Here is a 15,315-nt window from a genome sequence, read left to right as displayed (position 1 = left end):
CCGCGTTCAAGTCGAGAAAAACCTTCGCTCGAAAGGCTGCAGAGTTATTTTTTGAGTTCTTTTGATGAGGCTTTTCTCAAGCCGCTGACCGGCGAGCCATGCGGTGCAAGCACAGGCACAAAGACACGCCGCGAAGAGCGCTGGGCGACGGGCAGGCCCTGATAGAGCCGCTTCTGCGCCTCCACCACCAGAACGCCTGAAAAAAGCGGCCAGAGCTTCCGCCCCAAACCTTCAATCGCCATACAGGGGCGCATCATCCATCGACGCTTTACAGGTGGAAAGTGCAGCGCATTGCTGATGGTGTTCACGGTGAAGTTGGCTTCGCGCAGCAAGGCCGTCAGCTGTGTGCGGCTATAGGGGCGACCGCTACCAAACGGTGTTCGGTCAAGACGTGCCCAGACGCCACGCCGGTTTGGCACCACGATCACCAACCTGCCGTTGGGTGCAAGCACCCGCCACATCTCTTTAAGTGTTTCAGCGGCATTTTCTGCATACTCCAGAGCGTGGACCATCAGAATGCGATCGATGGAGGAATCAGGCAAAGGCAGTTCTTCATCAAAAACCAAGGCCGTTGTCGATTTTTCCGAGGAGGGCCAGGCTATCGCGCCTTGCCCGGCAGGCATGAAGGCAAAGCTGCGTTCCGTATCAGTGCTGAAACGATCCAGATAGGGCAGGCTATAACCAAGGCCAATAAGCCGCTCACCCGGCACACGTCCCCAAAGTGCGGCCAGCGCCATGCGGATGGATCGCTCGGTCAGATGGCCAAGCGTTGTGTCGTAAAAGGAGCGCAGTTCGATAATGTCTGGATGCATGATGGCCACGCTATAACAAATCGATGAAATGGCAAATGCTTATGCTTCGTTTGATTGTTCTGGAAGGGTACAATCCAAAATGGTGCATTTCTCTGAAAGCATGATATAGAGCGTGCCTTTCAAAGCTATGTTAGGCTTATTTAGCAGGAGAAGCGGTAGATGCCTGAAGTCGGCGGCAAAACAATCGATGTGTTGTTCAGCTCGGAAGAAATTGCCGCGCGCAATCTCGAGCTTGCGAAGGATATCGCCGGTCACAAGTTTCATAATCTGCTAACAATTTCGATCCTTAAAGGCTCGTTCATTTTCGCAGCTGATCTCATTCGTGCGATGCACGATGCCGGAGTTGAACCGGATGTCGAATTCATCACCGTTTCAAGCTACGGCAAGGGCACGACCAGCACCGAAGTGCGCCTGTTGCGCGACATCGACAGCGATGTGCATGATCGCGATGTGCTGCTGATCGACGATATTCTCGAATCGGGCAAGACGCTCAAATTCGTGCGTGAACTGATGCTTGAGCGCGGTGCGCGCAGCGTCAGCATTGCTGTGTTGCTCGACAAAAGCGTGCGTCGCAAGGTTGATCTCAATGCGGATTTTGTTGCCTTTGAATGCCCCGACTATTTTGTCGTCGGCTACGGTATGGACGTAGCGCATTCATTCCGGCAGCTGCCCTATGTGGGCCATGTGAAGGAATGACCGCGATATTCACGTGCATTTTTACGCAGAACCGCTTCGCACTTTTGGCTCAAATGCTTTAGAGCGCGTTTCGATCTGATTGGATCAGATCGGCGCTCTAATATATGTTTTAACGCGCATCTTTGTCCGAAAACCGTTTCACACTTTTCGGGATGCGCTCTAGTCGAACTGCAAGAGGCGCTGGAGATATTCCTTCTCCATCTGTGGCGTCAGTGCATTGCCAAGCTTGCGGCGGATTTCATCGAGAATTTCACGGGCGCGCTGGATATCGATTTCACCCGGAATCTTGACACCATCTTCGTCTGACATGCCATTGCCTTGCTGGCGGCCAAGCGGATCGCGACCGTTCTGGCCATTCTGCCCGCTTTGTCCCTGACCCTCCTGACCCATGGCTTGCTGCATTTTTTGCATCATGTCGCGGCCACCCCGGCGTAGAGCATCGAGCGCGCTGCCCTGCTGATCGCTCGCTTCCGAGCCTTCGCTACGGCCAAGCGCATCGGCGGCGTTGCCCATCGATTTCCCCGCGTCAGAGAAATCCTGATTAGGATCTATGCCCATGCCTTTGAGGTCTTCATTGAACTTCTGCAATTCCTGCTGGAGCTGTTGCTGCTGCTGTTGAAGCTTGCGCATGGCCTCCGCCATTTCGGACGGTGTTCCGCCCTGCTGGCCATTTTGCTGCGATTCGCCCTGCTGTGATTCACCTTGTTGTGATTCACCGCGCCCCATCGTGCCATCATCGCCCGGCATCTGGTCTTCGTCGCCAAACTCGCCTTCGCTGTTGTTATACTGCTGCTGCATCTTCTGATCGAGATTGAAAGTCTCGTTCATCATCTGCTGCTGGCGCCGCATCAGATCGCCGAGCTTGTTCATCTGCTGCTGCATCTGATTGGCCTGCCCCTGACCCTGGCCTTGCTGGCTCGGTTGCCCCGGCTGGCCCTGTTGCAGATTATTCATCATATCCTGCAACTGCGACAGAAGCTGTTCCGCCTGATCACGCGATCCCTGACGTGCCAGATTTTCAATCTGATCCATCATGCGCTGCAAGTCTTTTTCGGTCAGCACACGTGCATTTGGATCGAGAGGCGCATTGCGAGCATTGGGATTTTGCTGTTGACGCTGGGCAAATTCACGCAGGAAATCCTGCATTGCCTTGCGCAGTTCTGCGGAAAGTTTAGCAATTTCTTCCTGCGAAGCGCCATTCTGCAGCGCATTGCGCAGCGCTTCCTGTGCCCGGCGCAGACGCTTCTCAGCTGCCGACAAATTGCCGTCTTCAATGCCAAGTGCTACCTGCCACATATAATCCGCTGTATCGCGCAGCGCATCGTCGCCAGTCGCAAGACGAAGTCGCGTGCCGATCGTCACAAGACCCAGAAAATGGGCGCTGTTCTTGATCGTTTCCTCGGGGCGCAGCATGAGGGCCGAAAGCATGTCCCGGACATGGTCACGCTGGGTGCCATCGAATGCGAGTATGCGCCGTTGCTCCACAACAGCTTTTGCAAGCGGATTGGAGAAGGGGCGCTCCGGCAGCTTCATGATCTTGGTTTCACTGCGACCAGACTTGCCGTTTGCATCTGTCACAACAAGCGTGAGCGCCACTTCCTGACCAGCCCACGGATGCTCGGTTAGATCTTTGGCAGTGGTTGCTTCTTTCGTTCCGCGACGCGGTAATGCGAGCGGCAGATCCGGCGCATCGTAGAGAGGGGCGACTTCCTCGTCTTCGTGATCCATATCGAGAGGAACGATTTCACCATAGGCCTTGGCCGGACCGTAATCGTCGGTGATTTCATAGGAAAGCTGCAACGTGCCATTTAGCGCATGGCCCGGTTCTTTGGTAAACCGAATGGTCGGCGCATTGTCTGGTGTGACTGCAAAGGTCCAGCGCGCATCGGTGCCGGATAAGCTCAGCGTCTGGTCCTGTTGCAAATCATAGCGGAAGTTGCGGCTGCCATCGACAAGTGCCTGCTGCTCTGTCGCAACCGTCTCGCCCTCTTTAGGCTCGTTCTGAGGTGCGACGGGTTGTATCTCGCTGCGATGGCCGGTGGAATCCGTTGTGGTCAATCGTTCCGAACTGCCGCCAATAACGCGGATATTGACGATACTGCCTTGCGGAACGGTGATCGGTTTTCCGACATTCGCTTCATCAATGGTTGTGCTCAGAAACACCGGCGCACGGCCGGTATAGCGTGGCGGCGTTACCCAGGCGTCGACGCGTGCAACGGCTGTAGGGCTACCCGCGCGGATATGAAACGCATCGGCAATGCGCCCGCTGTTTGGGCTAAGACTATAAGCGGAAGCGGTCACAAACAGCAGAGCAACAATAGAGCGGAGCGCAAATGGATCACGTTCTGGAATGTGCGGACGTGGTAAGCCTGATTGCAGGTTTTTCAGGCGCTCAGCCATGCGGCGCTTGTGTTCCTGCCAAAGAGCGACAGCAAAGGGATCGTTGGTGCCAGTTGCCATTTGTCCGGTTTGGACTGCCAGCGGCTCGTGGATCAGACCGTTCACGTCCTCAATACGAGTCGTGATGTCGTCTTCATTGGGTAAGCGAAAACGGAAAGGCAGATAAAGGGCAACAAGACCAGCTAGAGCAAAGAGCCCCAGTACGCCGATATGCAGCCAACGTGGCATCAGCGAAAAAAGTCCAAACCAGCTCAGGCTTGCAAAAAGGGCAATCAGCAGAATCAGGGGAAGCAAAAGAGGCCAGAGCCTCTCGAAGCTGATCGTCAGAAAGCTTTTCAGGTGAAGGCGGCGCAAAGCAGCACCTTCGCCGGAAAACAGGCGGAAAAACGCATCGCGCTTGCGGACCGGCAAGTCTTCGCTGTTTTTTTTCTGCTGTGTCATCTGGACTTTCTGATGCGTGTAACGCCTATGGATTGTTCATAGAATAACACGCATCATGGCAAAGACGAGGCTTAAGCCCTATTTTATAGCCACTCGGGCACGGAATCGAGCGCAAGAAGTTCTTCATAGGTCCGGCGTGGACGAATGACGTGATAGCGATCACCATCGACCAGCACTTCGGGGATCAGAAGGCGGCTGTTGTAGGTGCTCGACAGAACTGCGCCATAGGCGCCCGTCGTGCAAACAGCAATCAGATCTCCTGGAGCAGGCTTCGCCACTTCACGGTCAAGGCCGAGATAATCGCCCGTTTCGCAAACAGGGCCGACAAAGTCGGCACGAATGCGTGGGGCGTTATCCTTGGTTTCTTTGACTGGCTTGATGTCGTGGAAAGCTTCGTAAAGGGTCGGGCGAATGAGATCGTTCATAGCCGCATCGACGATCACGAAGTTCTTGGCATCGCCTTCCTTCACGAAAATCACCTCCGTCACCAGAAGGCCAGCATTGCCGACAATCAGTCGACCCGGCTCAAACACGGTTTTGAGGCCCAGCGGCTTGATATGTTTTGCGACGATTTCTGCATAGGCCACCGGCAGTGGCGGCGGGTTGTTATCGGTGCGATAAGGAATGCCCAAACCACCACCGACATCGACATGGCGAATATTATGACCGTCGGCCTGCAGTTCTTTCACGATCTGAGCCATCAGAGCAAAAGCATTGTCGAAAGGTTCGAGATCAATGATTTGGCTGCCGATATGCATATCGATGCCGACCACATCGATACCGGGCAGGCTTGCAGCACGTGCATAGGCCTGACGGGCTTTGACGCGTGGAATGCCGAACTTGTTTTCGGACTTTCCGGTCGAAATCTTTGCATGGGTCTTGGCATCGACATCCGGATTGATACGCAAGGATACAGATGCAATTTTGCCAGCCTTGACGGCGCGCGCTGAAAGAATTTCCAGCTCAGGTTCGGACTCGACGTTGAAGCAATAGATGCCAGCTTCGAGCGCGAAATCCATTTCATGCGGCGTTTTGCCAACGCCTGAAAACACGATCTTGTTTGCCGGAATGCCTGCGGCCAGCGCACGGCGAATTTCACCTTCGGAAACCGTGTCGGCACCGGCGCCAAGCTTGGCGAGGGTTTTGAGAACCGCCAGATTGGAATTGGCTTTCAACGCATAGGTCACCAGCGTTTCCATATCCGCAAAAGCTTCGCTGAAGACGCGGAAATGGCGCTCGATGGTGGCACGGGAATAGACATAGAAAGGCGTGCCGACCTCTTTAGCGATTTCAGGCAGGCTTACGTTTTCAGCGTGAAGAACGCCGTCGCGATATTCAAAATGATTCACGGGAAACAGTCCCAGCTTGATCAGAGGTTAGAGCATAATTGGACCCCTGTGAAACGAGGATCGATAAAATTATGCTTCGTGTAAAAGACTTTAGAGCGCCGATCTGTAAAAATCAGATCGAAATGTGAACTAAAGAATTTTGTCGAGGATGAAGGGCTTGTCTTCCTTCGGTTTCTCGACTGTGCGGCCCTGTTCATTGGTGATGAGCTGCGCAGGCGGTGGCTCAAGTGGGCCTTTGCGTCCGCAAGCAGCAAGTGTGACTGCAAGGGCTACGATCAGAAGCACGGAGGAAGTGGCGGAGCGGCCTGTCATCAGCTTTGGTTCCCGGAATTTGTACTATGGGTCAGGTCTAACCCAAAATATCTGAAAGTGAAATCACTCCTTCAAGAGTGATGTCACTAAGATCGTATCGCTTATGCCTTGGTGATGCGCTTTTTCCAGTAACGGATCTGACGGCGCACTTCCTGGGGCGCGGTTCCGCCGAAGGACTGGCGGCTCTTGACTGACTTTTCAACCGTCAGATAACCGAAGATCGCATCGGTAATGCCCGGATTGATCGATTGCAGGTCTTCAAGCGAAAGCTTCGAGAGATCGACCTTTTTGCTTTCAGCCAGAGCCACGGCGCGGCCAGTGACGTGGTGAGCATCGCGGAATGGAAGGCCAAGCTCTCGCACCAGCCAGTCAGCCAGATCGGTTGCGGTCGAATAACCCGAGCCTGCGGCCTTCTTCATGCTTGCAACATTGATGGTTAGGTCGCGCACCATGCCGCTCATTGCAGCAATTGCGAGTTCCAGATTTTCAGCAGCGTCGAAAACCTGTTCCTTGTCTTCCTGCATATCTTTGGAATAGGCGAGCGGCAGACCCTTCATGATGGTGAGAAGTGCAACAAGCGAGCCGTTGATACGGCCGGTCTTGGCGCGGACCAGTTCGGCCGCGTCCGGGTTTTTCTTCTGCGGCATGATCGACGAGCCGGTCGAGAAAGCATCGGACAGGCGAACGAAATTGAACTGTGGCGTCGACCAGATGACGATTTCTTCGGCAAGGCGTGACAAGTGACCCGCGCAGATGGCTGCGAGTGACAGGAATTCCAGAGCGTAGTCACGGTCGGAAACACTATCGAGCGAGTTGCGGGTTGGCTCACGGAAACCGAGTTCTTTCGCCGTCATATGACGATCAATCGGGAAGCCGGTTCCAGCAAGCGCTGCCGCACCCAAAGGCGATTCGTCCATGCGTTCAATCGCATCGCGCACGCGGGATAAATCGCGACCAAACATTTCCACATAGGCCATGCAATGATGACCGAAAGTCACGGGCTGCGCTGTCTGAAGATGCGTGAAGCCCGGCATGACGGTTGCGGCATGTTCTTCTGCACGCTCAAGGAAAGCTTCGATCAGACCTTTAAGAGCCACAGCAGTCTTCTGCATTTCCTGCTTGACCCAGAGGCGGAAATCAACCGCCACCTGATCGTTGCGCGAGCGAGCCGTGTGCAGACGCCCTGCAGATGCGCCAATCAGATCGGCAAGGCGCGCTTCGATATTCATGTGAATGTCTTCAAGCTTGCGCGAGAAGGTGAATTTGCCGTCCTCGATTTCCTTGAGGATGGTTTTCAGGCCTTCTTCAATCTTTTTATGGTCGTCTGCCGCAATGATGCCAGTCTTTGCAAGCATGGCAGCATGGGCGAGCGAGCCCTGAATATCCTGCGCATAGAGCTTGCGGTCAAAGCCGATCGATGCATTGATCTCTTCCATGATCGCATCGGGTCCTGAGGCAAAACGGCCGCCCCACATCTGATTGCTTGATTTTTGTTCGCTCATGCTCGTATGCCTCGGATACATGACTTAAGGAAAAGTGACGCGAGATGGCAGAAAACAACGATAAGGCAAAGCCAGGAAATCGGAAGATCGTCCTTCTTGCAGCTCTTGCCGGTGTCATTGCCGGTATCGGGGCGGTATACGTGATGGAACGGCCTTCTGGCAATGCATCTGATAGCAATGTTTCAGCCGCAAGCTCTGTTTCTGCTCAAAGTGATGAGGCTTCCGCACAATGTGCGTTGAAAGCAGATTCGCTCAAGAGCCTTGATGCCGCCGCAACTGGAAGTGTCGCTGCCATGCGTGCGGCGGAAAAGCCGATTTCGGTTGCCCATATCGCTTTCACCGGACCTGACGGCAAACAAATGACGCTTGGTGATTATAAGGGCAAAACGCTTCTTGTTAATCTGTGGGCGACGTGGTGCGCGCCATGCCGTGAAGAAATGCCGGAACTCGACAATCTTCAGGCAGCAAAGGGCGGCAGCGATTTTGATGTCGTTGCCATCAATATCGATACAGGTTCCGACGAAAAGCCGAAAAAGTTTCTTGAAGAGATCGGCATCAAGAGCCTGAGCCTGAACCGTGACGCGACCATGTCGAGCTTCAATGAGTTGAAGCGCAAGAATCTGGCATTTGGCCTTCCGGTGACACTGCTGGTCGATAAGGAAGGTTGTCAGATTGCCTCCATGAACGGGCCTGCGCCTTGGGATAGTCCCGACGCAATCAAGTTGATCGAGGCTGCACAGAAACTTTAGATAGACAAGTATCGCATTCAGTGGCTTCCTCTTTTTAAGAAAGAGGAAGTTGCTCATGAGCGTTGAAGTCTGGCTGGCATTTTCTGCCGCATCTGTCGTGCTTCTTATTATTCCGGGACCCACGGTTTTGCTGGTAGTGTCCTATGCGCTTGGGCAAGGCTGGAAAGCAGCACTTCCTATGGCTATCGGTGTCGCTCTTGGTGATTTCACCGCTATGACGCTTTCAATGCTGGGGGTTGGTGCATTGCTTGCAGCATCAGCCACGATTTTTACCGCCGTCAAATGGGCTGGCGCTGCCTATCTCATCTGGCTCGGCATAAAGCTGTTTCGCGCTGGCGGAACCATGGACGCCAAAGCGCGACATGATCAGGTAAAGCCAGTAAAAATGCTGCTCCATGCGTGGCTGGTGACAGCACTTAATCCTAAAAGCATCACGTTTTTTGTGGCTTTCCTGCCGCAGTTCCTCAGCCCGCATGCCGCTTTCATGACGCAGATGCTGGTCTTTGAAAGCACGTTCCTCGTGCTCGCATTTCTCAATGCCTTCGCTTATGCGCTGGTCGCCACACGGGCGCGGCACTTCTTTGCAAATGAGCGTGCCTTGCGCATCTTCAACCGTGCTGGCGGAACTATGCTCGTCGGTGCCGGCATTGCGACCGCTTCCATACGGTCAAGCTGATTTGAATCCCGAACGCTTGAGCTGGACGATGACCAGTTCGAGCGCCGACAGGAATGCCGAGCGATCTTTTGGTGAAAATGGTGCCGGGCCACGCGTGATTTCGCCTGCGGAACGCAGCGAATCCATCAAGTTACGGGTGGCGAGCGTATTGCCGATGGTGCTTGTCGTGTGCACTTTTCCATTAGGCGCAATAACCGCCGCACCCATTGCAATCGACCGGCTCGCGAGCGGGATATCCGCAGTGATCACAACCGTGCCCGGTCGGGAATTTTCTGCAATCCAGTCATCGGCTGCATCAAGCTTGTCGGAAACCACCACACGCTCAACGCGTTCTGCGTCGCGCGGGATGGCGATATAGCTGTTGGCGACGAGAACCACGGGCAAGCCATGGCGTTCGGCAACACGATAGATTTCAGCCTTCACCGGGCAGGCGTCGGCATCAACGAGAATGCGGATTGTGTCGTTTTGAGCGTCCATGCCGTTTCATAGGTCGGTGAGAAGCATTTGGCAAATTGATCGCAGCAATCAGATTTATGTGATGGTCTAATAGCGCCAAGAAGACTATTGCAGGCCGCAAACAAGAAAGTCTGCATTATGGCCACCCGCTTTTTTCCCATCATGTTTGTCCTGCTCTGGGCTACCGGCTTTATCGGTGCCGGGCTCTCAATGCCCTATGCGGAGCCGTTCACTTTCATGGCGGTGCGGTTTTCCATTGCAGCCGCCATCATGATCCTCTGGGCATCGGCAAGCCACAGCGTCTGGCCAAGAGGCAAGGTTTTGATGCACGCCGCCATTACCGGTTGCCTTATTCATGGCGTTTATCTTTCAGCGCTTTTTTGGGCTGTGCATCACGGATTGCCCGCAGGCATGTCCGGACTTGTTGCAGGTCTGCAGCCCATGCTGACCACGCTGATTGCAGCGCTTCTTCTGGGAGAGCGTGCGAGCGGGCGGCAATGGCTGGGCCTTCTCGTTGGCTTTCTGGGCGTTGCCATGGTGGTTTGGCCGAAGTTTTCTGCCGGTAATGGCGTTGATCCGCAAAGCCTGTTCGCGGCCTTTGTGGCTGTTCTGGCTATCAGCACAGGTACGGTTTGGCAAAAGCGCTTTGGAACTGCAGGCGATCTTAAGGCTGGCACTGCTGTGCAATATATCGCAGCAGCGGCTTTGACCGCGATCGGGGCTTTCGCATTTGAAACACGCGTGATGATCTGGTCGCCGGAGCTTATCTTTGCGTTGGTCTGGCTGACACTTGCCATTTCCATAGGTGCCATTCTGGCGCTTCTGGTGATGATCCGCGAAGGTGCCATGTCGAAGGTGGCATCGCTGTTTTATCTCGTACCAGGCACGGCTGCGATCATGGCCTATCTGATTTTCGGTGAAACGCTTGGCCCGATCCAGATTGCAGGCATGGTGGTAACCACGCTCGGCGTGGCTCTGACTACTTTGCGTCGATAAGATCGGGCTGCTGCTCGCGTTTGCGGAAATTCATGATCGCGGCATTGATTTCTGCGCCGATGATGAAGATGGCCGAGAGCATGTAGAGAAAGACGATCGCCACCATGATCGAGGCAAGGCCCGCATAGGTGGTGACGTAGCTTGCAAATGTTTCGAGATACTTTGCGAAGGCGGTTGCGGCAGCAAGCCATGCAACGAGTGTGATCCCAATGCCCGGCAGAATGTCGCTCAGACGTCGGCGCCCGGCAGGCAACCAGATGTGCACGATAAAGAGCGCAAGCACCAGAACAATCACGGCAATCGTATAGCGCCATATTGCAATCGTGCCTGTGAAGGGTGCGATATCTGGAAACCATTGCTCGGCAAGGCGCACGGCCAGCGGTGCCAGAACCAGCAGAAAGCTGATCGCCATGAGACTGATTGTGCCAAGGAGTACAAAGCCCAGGCTTTGCAGGCGGCAGAAAATGATCGAGCGCTGGTCAGTTACGCGATAGGCGCGATTGAGTGACATGCGCAGTGCTTCCACGCCATTGGAGGCAAAATAGGCGGCAGCGATCACACTGACCGTCAACAATCCACCGCGCTGCACTGTCAGAACGTTCGTCACCTCATTGGCGATAGGGCCGGCAATGTTGGATGGCCACATGTCAAAAACGACGTGTACCGCCGTATTGGCGAATTCTTTAGTGCCGAGAAAGCTGGCGAGTGAGGTTGCAAAGATCAGAAACGGGAACAGAGCCATAAGGCCCGAAAGGGCGATATGCGAGGCGAATGCCCAGCCATCGTCTGTGCTGAAATGCCCATAAACATCGAAAGTGATCTGACGGATAAAACGTCTGATTTTTCGCATCCGCAGATTTTTCCCTTCGGTAAACCGACAAACGACCCAAGCGCCCTTAAATCTAGTATTAGATTCGACATTGCAAGGGCATAGAGCGCCTCGCGCCCTCTTTGGGCACACAAAGGTCGCTCTGTGCTATTGAATCTACGCATCGTGCTTCCATAAAATCGATTCCGATTTTATGGCCGATGCTGTAGCGATTTTAAACCGGGCACGAATCAAGCACTGTTGCGAAAACGCGACCGCGAGGAACAGGTTGATGGCTCCAGAGAGCGAAAAGCGCAGCATTATCATCACCGGCTGCTCTTCCGGTATCGGTGCCTATTGTGCCGAGGCTTTACATAAGGCCGGATGGCGCGTGTTTGCGACTGCACGCAAGGATGAAGATATTGCGGCACTCACAGCCAAGGGGCTTGAGGCTTTCTATCTTGATTACACCGAGCCGCAGTCGATTGAAGTGCTGGTCGATGAAGTTTTGCGTGCGACGGATGGCAAGCTGGACGCTCTTTTCAACAATGGTGCCTATGCGCAGCCGGGGGCAATTGAGGATCTGCCGGTTGAAGCATTACGTGCGCAGTTTGAAGCAAATTTCTTCGGCTGGCATGATCTGACACGTCGTATCGTTCCAGTGATGCGGGCACAGGGGTATGGCCGCATTGTGCATTGTTCTTCCATTCTTGGGCTTGTGCCGATGAAATGGCGCGGTGCTTATGTGGCATCAAAATTTGCGCTTGAGGGTTTGATGCTCGCGCAGCGGATGGAACTGGAAGGCTCCGGTATTGAGGTTTCGATGATTGAACCGGGGCCGATTGCCTCGCAGTTCACCTATAATGCAGCCATGCATGCGCGCGCCAATATTGATCTCGAGCATTCCGTGCATCGCGAGCTTTATCAGCGTCAGATGGCGAAACTCGATGAAGGCGGTACGAAGTCTAAAAACAAGCTTGGCCCAGAGGCGGTTTACGCGGTACTTGTGCATGCTTTGGAGGCGCCTAAGCCGCGTCCGCATTACGCGGTTACACGACCTGCGAAACTGGGTATTCTGGCACGACGCCTGCTGCCGTCGCGCTGGCTCTATCGAATGCTGTCCGACCAGTCTTGAAACAAACAAGCCCAGTCTTAAAAACAGAGATGGCGGATTATGGGAGAGAAATAAATGGACTTTCTGTTCAAGGCTGCGGCCATGGTGGCCATGTTCGCGGTGGCAATTGTGCTGATTATCGGCCTGCGTAATATGATGCGCGGCGGTGACGGCAACTTCTCCAACAAAATGATGCAGCTGCGAGTCTTTTTGCAGTTCGTCGCGATCGTGCTGATCGTCGCAGCCGTTTATTTCGCGCGCCAGACGAGTGGGCAGTAAAAATGGTCAAACTCAACAAGATTTATACACGCACAGGCGATGATGGAACAACAGGCCTGACCTCGGGTCCGCGCAGGCTGAAATCCGATCTGCGCGTTGAATCCTACGGCACGGTTGACGAAACCAATGCCTGTATTGGCCTGGTTCGGCTTCATACGACTGGTGCAGAGCATGGGCATATCGATGTGATGCTTATGCGCATCCAGAATGACCTGTTCGATCTTGGTGCCGATCTTTCAACGCCCGATGACGGTCAGCCACCTGCTTATGAGCCGCTGCGTATCGCTGCATCGCAGGTTACACGGCTTGAATCAGATATTGATTATCTGAATGCGGATATTCCTCCGCTGCGTTCGTTCATTCTGCCGGGTGGTTCGCCTGCTTCTGCGGCACTGCATCTGGCACGCACGGTTTCGCGTCGTGCTGAGAGGCTGATGGTACAGCTTGCAAAGACTGAGGGCGAGGTGGTCTCGAAAGAAGCGCTGCAGTATATCAACCGCCTCTCCGATTTCCTCTTTGTCGCCGCCCGCGCCGTCAATGATAACGGCGCGAGTGATGTGCTGTGGGTGCCCGGCGCTAACCGCTGATTTTTAAACGCCGCGTTTGTTGCCCCAGATCAATACATGAAGCTGGGGCAGGACGTGCGCCTCGAACCAGCGATCCTGCATCACCTTGTCGATCAGCCATTCCATGCGGCGCATGATGCCGTCCATATCGATCCGTGCATCGTCATCCTCGGGCGGCGGCGGCGTGTGATTGCCTGGTTGAAGATAAACTGCCAAATGCGGATGACGAGCCGATGCAGCTTTTGCAAAAGCATAATCCGCATCATCGAAGATAACGAATTTAAGCACAGTCGTCGGCTTTGAGCCTGCCGCATCGATGGAAGCGGCAAGCGCATCCCAATCCGTCTCCATGCCGCTTGAAGGCGGTTTTGGGCTCAGAACAAGCGTGTCGAGCCTTGAAAACCAGTCCTTTGCTACCGATCCCTGTGTTTCGAGTGCAAAGCGATAACCTTGCGTGTGACCATGATCGATCAGTGGTCCCAAAGGCTGAATAGCTGGGTTGCCGCCAGAAAGTGACACTGTTATTGGTTTTTTTCCAGAAAGTATCGTCACTTCATGCCAGATGGCGTCAACGCTCATCGGTTTCCAGTCATGGCGAAAGCGGCTTTCAACAGCGTGCAGACTATCACACCATACGCAGCGGTAGTCGCAGCCGCCCGTGCGCACGAAAACAGTCGGCTCACCGCTCAACAAGCCTTCGCCCTGAATGGTTGGACCGAATATCTCGCTGATGCGGATTTCGGTATCGGTCTTCATGGCCGATACTCGGGCCGATATTCTGCCCATGTCTTTGGCGTTTCGCTGACCCTTACAGCTGTGACTTCCTGCCAGCGGACCTTGCACCAGTCGTAAAGATGGCGCGCCAGAAACTCCGCCGTCACACGATGATGCCCGAGCACATCATTGAGATGGCGGTGATCGAGTTCACCATCAATATAGCGCTTGAGTGGGGCCAACTCGTGATAATCGCGCACAAAACCATATGCGTTGAGATCGGCGGCGGAGAGTTCGACTTCAACGATGTAGTTGTGCCCATGCAGCCGCGCACATTGATGATCGGCAGGAAGTTCGGTCAATTGATGCGAAGCGGAGAAATGGAATTCCTTGGTGATGCGAAACATCAGCCGTTCCTCTTCTCAATTGCTGCGCGCCAGAAGTTGGCATCCTCATAGTGTGTGGGGTCGTTGATGCAAGCCAGATGGAATGCCTCGCGACGTTCGACACAGGTGCCGCAACGCCCGCAATGATGCTCGCCGCCCTTATAGCAGGACCATGTCGCTTCAAATGGCGCCCTGTATTTTGCACCATCAAGAACGATGTCGCTTTTTGACTTGTGCACATAGGGCGCAAGCACCCGAATATCGGCATAACCTTCCAGCGCATGGTTTTGCATGCTCTGAAAAGCGTCGATAAATCCCGGACGACAATCGGGATAGATAAAATGATCGCCACCGTGAACGGCAAGCGCCACGGCATCGGCTTTCTGTGCTGCTGCCACACCGAAGGCGATGGCCAGCATGATGGCATTGCGGTTGGGAACGACGGTTACTTTCATCGTTTCCTCGGCATAATGACCGTCGGGCACATCGATATCGTCTGTCAGGGCCGAACCGGTGAGGCTCGCGCCAATGGGGCGAATATCGATGATCTGATGGGGCACGTTGAGCCGCTTTGCGCAGGCTTCCGCAAAGTTCAGTTCTTTTTTGTGCCGCTGGCCATAATCGAAGGAGATGAGGCCAGTGAGTTGATGTTCCGCCGCGATTTTATGCGCAAGCGAAACGGAGTCCAATCCGCCGGAGCAGATGACAAGCGTCTTCATAGTTTGAGTCCTTGTTTTGACCGGGTAGGCTGCGACCGGATGTTTACACGGCTCTCCTAGCGCATGAGTCCGGGCTTGTAAACGCGACGAAAATGCGAGGAGAGCGCGTAAAAGAAAAGTATCAAAGGGCATCAGACGAACAAGACAAGACCTGACAAACGTTAGTGCAAAAACGGAATGACTATCTGTCAGAATAAATTCATTTAAATCGATATTGCCGCCCATCCGCGATTGACGTGCACGTCAACCGTCTTTAGGTTTCGTGCCGGTTCCTGATGTTGCGGGGGAGTGCTGGTTTCGCGGCGTTTCTGTCAGCAACGTTTTCATGTCGGATTCTGAC

General features: G+C 54.2%; 17 protein-coding genes. 7 read left to right on the top strand and 10 right to left on the bottom strand.

Annotation, left to right across the window (positions count from 1 at the left end; translation table 11 throughout):
• Positions 1–44 precede the first annotated feature (44 nt).
• Positions 45–812, bottom strand: coding sequence for a class I SAM-dependent methyltransferase (locus CES85_RS20665; protein ID WP_095447999.1), 768 nt, complete (start codon positions 810–812; stop codon positions 45–47).
• Positions 813–971: 159 nt separating this feature from the next.
• On the opposite strand from CES85_RS20665, the gene hpt reads away from it, so the two are divergent.
• Positions 972–1,508: a hypoxanthine phosphoribosyltransferase gene (gene hpt / locus CES85_RS20660; protein ID WP_095447572.1), complete on the top strand. Its 537-nt coding sequence runs from the start codon at positions 972–974 to the stop codon at positions 1,506–1,508.
• Between the two features lie 159 nt (positions 1,509–1,667).
• On the opposite strand, the gene CES85_RS20655 is transcribed toward hpt, so the two are convergent.
• The 4 genes from CES85_RS20655 to argH all read right to left on the bottom strand — a co-directional run bounded on the left by CES85_RS20655 (position 1,668) and on the right by argH (position 7,512).
• On the bottom strand, positions 1,668–4,349 hold the full coding sequence (locus CES85_RS20655; RefSeq protein WP_095447571.1) for a TIGR02302 family protein: 2,682 nt from the start codon (positions 4,347–4,349) through the stop codon (positions 1,668–1,670).
• An 83-nt stretch (positions 4,350–4,432) separates the two neighbouring features.
• On the bottom strand, positions 4,433–5,698 hold the full coding sequence (lysA, locus tag CES85_RS20650; protein ID WP_095447570.1) for a diaminopimelate decarboxylase: 1,266 nt from the start codon (positions 5,696–5,698) through the stop codon (positions 4,433–4,435).
• Between the two features lie 129 nt (positions 5,699–5,827).
• Complete coding sequence (gene lptM, locus CES85_RS20645; protein WP_095447569.1) at positions 5,828–6,010, bottom strand: LPS translocon maturation chaperone LptM; 183 nt, start codon at positions 6,008–6,010, stop codon at positions 5,828–5,830.
• Between the two features lie 101 nt (positions 6,011–6,111).
• Positions 6,112–7,512: an argininosuccinate lyase gene (gene argH / locus CES85_RS20640; protein ID WP_095447568.1), complete on the bottom strand. Its 1,401-nt coding sequence runs from the start codon at positions 7,510–7,512 to the stop codon at positions 6,112–6,114.
• A 44-nt stretch (positions 7,513–7,556) separates the two neighbouring features.
• On the opposite strand from argH, the gene tlpA reads away from it, so the two are divergent.
• Entirely contained in the window at positions 7,557–8,261 is a 705-nt protein-coding gene (tlpA, locus tag CES85_RS20635) for a thiol:disulfide interchange protein TlpA (RefSeq protein WP_095447567.1), read from the top strand.
• 55 nt (positions 8,262–8,316) lie between these two features.
• The gene (locus CES85_RS20630; protein WP_095447566.1) at positions 8,317–8,937 is read left to right on the top strand and encodes a LysE family translocator; all 621 of its coding nucleotides are present in this window, start codon (positions 8,317–8,319) and stop codon (positions 8,935–8,937) included.
• Here CES85_RS20630 and CES85_RS20625 read toward each other — a convergent pair.
• On the bottom strand, positions 8,929–9,414 hold the full coding sequence (locus tag CES85_RS20625; protein ID WP_095447565.1) for a YaiI/YqxD family protein: 486 nt from the start codon (positions 9,412–9,414) through the stop codon (positions 8,929–8,931). The two genes, CES85_RS20630 and CES85_RS20625, sit on opposite strands and share 9 nt — an antisense overlap.
• A 117-nt stretch (positions 9,415–9,531) precedes the next feature.
• Between CES85_RS20625 and CES85_RS20620 the strand changes: the two genes are divergently transcribed.
• Positions 9,532–10,389 (top strand): DMT family transporter, encoded by an 858-nt coding sequence (locus CES85_RS20620; RefSeq protein WP_095447564.1) that lies wholly within the window; start codon positions 9,532–9,534, stop codon positions 10,387–10,389.
• On the opposite strand, the gene CES85_RS20615 is transcribed toward CES85_RS20620, so the two are convergent.
• The gene (locus CES85_RS20615; RefSeq protein ID WP_095447563.1) at positions 10,373–11,239 is read right to left on the bottom strand and encodes a YihY/virulence factor BrkB family protein; all 867 of its coding nucleotides are present in this window, start codon (positions 11,237–11,239) and stop codon (positions 10,373–10,375) included. The genes CES85_RS20620 and CES85_RS20615 overlap by 17 nt on opposite strands.
• Before the next feature lie 250 nt (positions 11,240–11,489).
• On the opposite strand from CES85_RS20615, the gene CES85_RS20610 reads away from it, so the two are divergent.
• The 3 genes from CES85_RS20610 to CES85_RS20600 are packed head-to-tail and all read left to right on the top strand — an operon-like array spanning position 11,490 to position 13,177.
• Positions 11,490–12,332, top strand: coding sequence for an SDR family oxidoreductase (locus CES85_RS20610; protein ID WP_095447562.1), 843 nt, complete (start codon positions 11,490–11,492; stop codon positions 12,330–12,332).
• Positions 12,333–12,386: 54 nt separating this feature from the next.
• Positions 12,387–12,590, top strand: a complete 204-nt coding sequence (locus CES85_RS20605) for a twin transmembrane helix small protein (RefSeq protein ID WP_024898593.1) — start codon at positions 12,387–12,389, stop codon at positions 12,588–12,590.
• Positions 12,591–12,592: 2 nt separating this feature from the next.
• Positions 12,593–13,177 carry a cob(I)yrinic acid a,c-diamide adenosyltransferase gene (locus CES85_RS20600; protein ID WP_095447561.1) on the top strand — a complete coding sequence of 195 codons (585 nt, stop codon included), beginning with the start codon at positions 12,593–12,595 and terminating at the stop codon, positions 13,175–13,177.
• Between the two features lie 3 nt (positions 13,178–13,180).
• Here the strand turns inward: CES85_RS20600 and queE are convergent, their stop codons facing one another.
• The 3 genes from queE to queC are packed head-to-tail and all read right to left on the bottom strand — an operon-like array spanning position 13,181 to position 14,975.
• Positions 13,181–13,912, bottom strand: a complete 732-nt coding sequence (gene queE / locus CES85_RS20595) for a 7-carboxy-7-deazaguanine synthase QueE (RefSeq protein ID WP_095447560.1) — start codon at positions 13,910–13,912, stop codon at positions 13,181–13,183.
• Positions 13,909–14,277, bottom strand: coding sequence for a 6-carboxytetrahydropterin synthase QueD (gene queD, locus CES85_RS20590; RefSeq protein WP_095447559.1), 369 nt, complete (start codon positions 14,275–14,277; stop codon positions 13,909–13,911). Before queD ends, queE begins: the two co-directional genes overlap by 4 nt.
• On the bottom strand, positions 14,277–14,975 hold the full coding sequence (gene queC, locus CES85_RS20585) for a 7-cyano-7-deazaguanine synthase QueC (RefSeq protein ID WP_095447558.1): 699 nt from the start codon (positions 14,973–14,975) through the stop codon (positions 14,277–14,279). Before queC ends, queD begins: the two co-directional genes overlap by 1 nt.
• Positions 14,976–15,315: the final 340 nt, after the last annotated feature.

Origin of the sequence: Ochrobactrum quorumnocens (assembly GCF_002278035.1) — a bacterium.
GTDB lineage: Bacteria > Pseudomonadota > Alphaproteobacteria > Rhizobiales > Rhizobiaceae > Brucella > Brucella quorumnocens.
Note: the sequence above shows the minus strand (reverse complement) of the source record. Positions and strands in the feature narration are given on the sequence as shown.

What these genes read in the sequence shown, in the direction of transcription:
- CES85_RS20665 (WP_095447999.1), bottom strand. Translation starts at nt 812, where the DNA reads ATGCATCCAGACATTATCGAACTGCGCTCCTTTTACGACACAACGCTT.
- hpt (WP_095447572.1), top strand. Translation starts at nt 972, where the DNA reads ATGCCTGAAGTCGGCGGCAAAACAATCGATGTGTTGTTCAGCTCGGAA.
- CES85_RS20655 (WP_095447571.1), bottom strand. Translation starts at nt 4,349, where the DNA reads ATGACACAGCAGAAAAAAAACAGCGAAGACTTGCCGGTCCGCAAGCGC.
- lptM (WP_095447569.1), bottom strand. Translation starts at nt 6,010, where the DNA reads ATGACAGGCCGCTCCGCCACTTCCTCCGTGCTTCTGATCGTAGCCCTT.
- argH (WP_095447568.1), bottom strand. Translation starts at nt 7,512, where the DNA reads ATGAGCGAACAAAAATCAAGCAATCAGATGTGGGGCGGCCGTTTTGCC.
- tlpA (WP_095447567.1), top strand. Translation starts at nt 7,557, where the DNA reads ATGGCAGAAAACAACGATAAGGCAAAGCCAGGAAATCGGAAGATCGTC.
- CES85_RS20630 (WP_095447566.1), top strand. Translation starts at nt 8,317, where the DNA reads ATGAGCGTTGAAGTCTGGCTGGCATTTTCTGCCGCATCTGTCGTGCTT.
- CES85_RS20625 (WP_095447565.1), bottom strand. Translation starts at nt 9,414, where the DNA reads ATGGACGCTCAAAACGACACAATCCGCATTCTCGTTGATGCCGACGCC.
- CES85_RS20620 (WP_095447564.1), top strand. Translation starts at nt 9,532, where the DNA reads ATGGCCACCCGCTTTTTTCCCATCATGTTTGTCCTGCTCTGGGCTACC.
- CES85_RS20615 (WP_095447563.1), bottom strand. Translation starts at nt 11,239, where the DNA reads ATGCGAAAAATCAGACGTTTTATCCGTCAGATCACTTTCGATGTTTAT.
- CES85_RS20610 (WP_095447562.1), top strand. Translation starts at nt 11,490, where the DNA reads ATGGCTCCAGAGAGCGAAAAGCGCAGCATTATCATCACCGGCTGCTCT.
- CES85_RS20605 (WP_024898593.1), top strand. Translation starts at nt 12,387, where the DNA reads ATGGACTTTCTGTTCAAGGCTGCGGCCATGGTGGCCATGTTCGCGGTG.
- CES85_RS20600 (WP_095447561.1), top strand. Translation starts at nt 12,593, where the DNA reads ATGGTCAAACTCAACAAGATTTATACACGCACAGGCGATGATGGAACA.
- queE (WP_095447560.1), bottom strand. Translation starts at nt 13,912, where the DNA reads ATGAAGACCGATACCGAAATCCGCATCAGCGAGATATTCGGTCCAACC.
- queD (WP_095447559.1), bottom strand. Translation starts at nt 14,277, where the DNA reads ATGTTTCGCATCACCAAGGAATTCCATTTCTCCGCTTCGCATCAATTG.
- queC (WP_095447558.1), bottom strand. Translation starts at nt 14,975, where the DNA reads ATGAAGACGCTTGTCATCTGCTCCGGCGGATTGGACTCCGTTTCGCTT.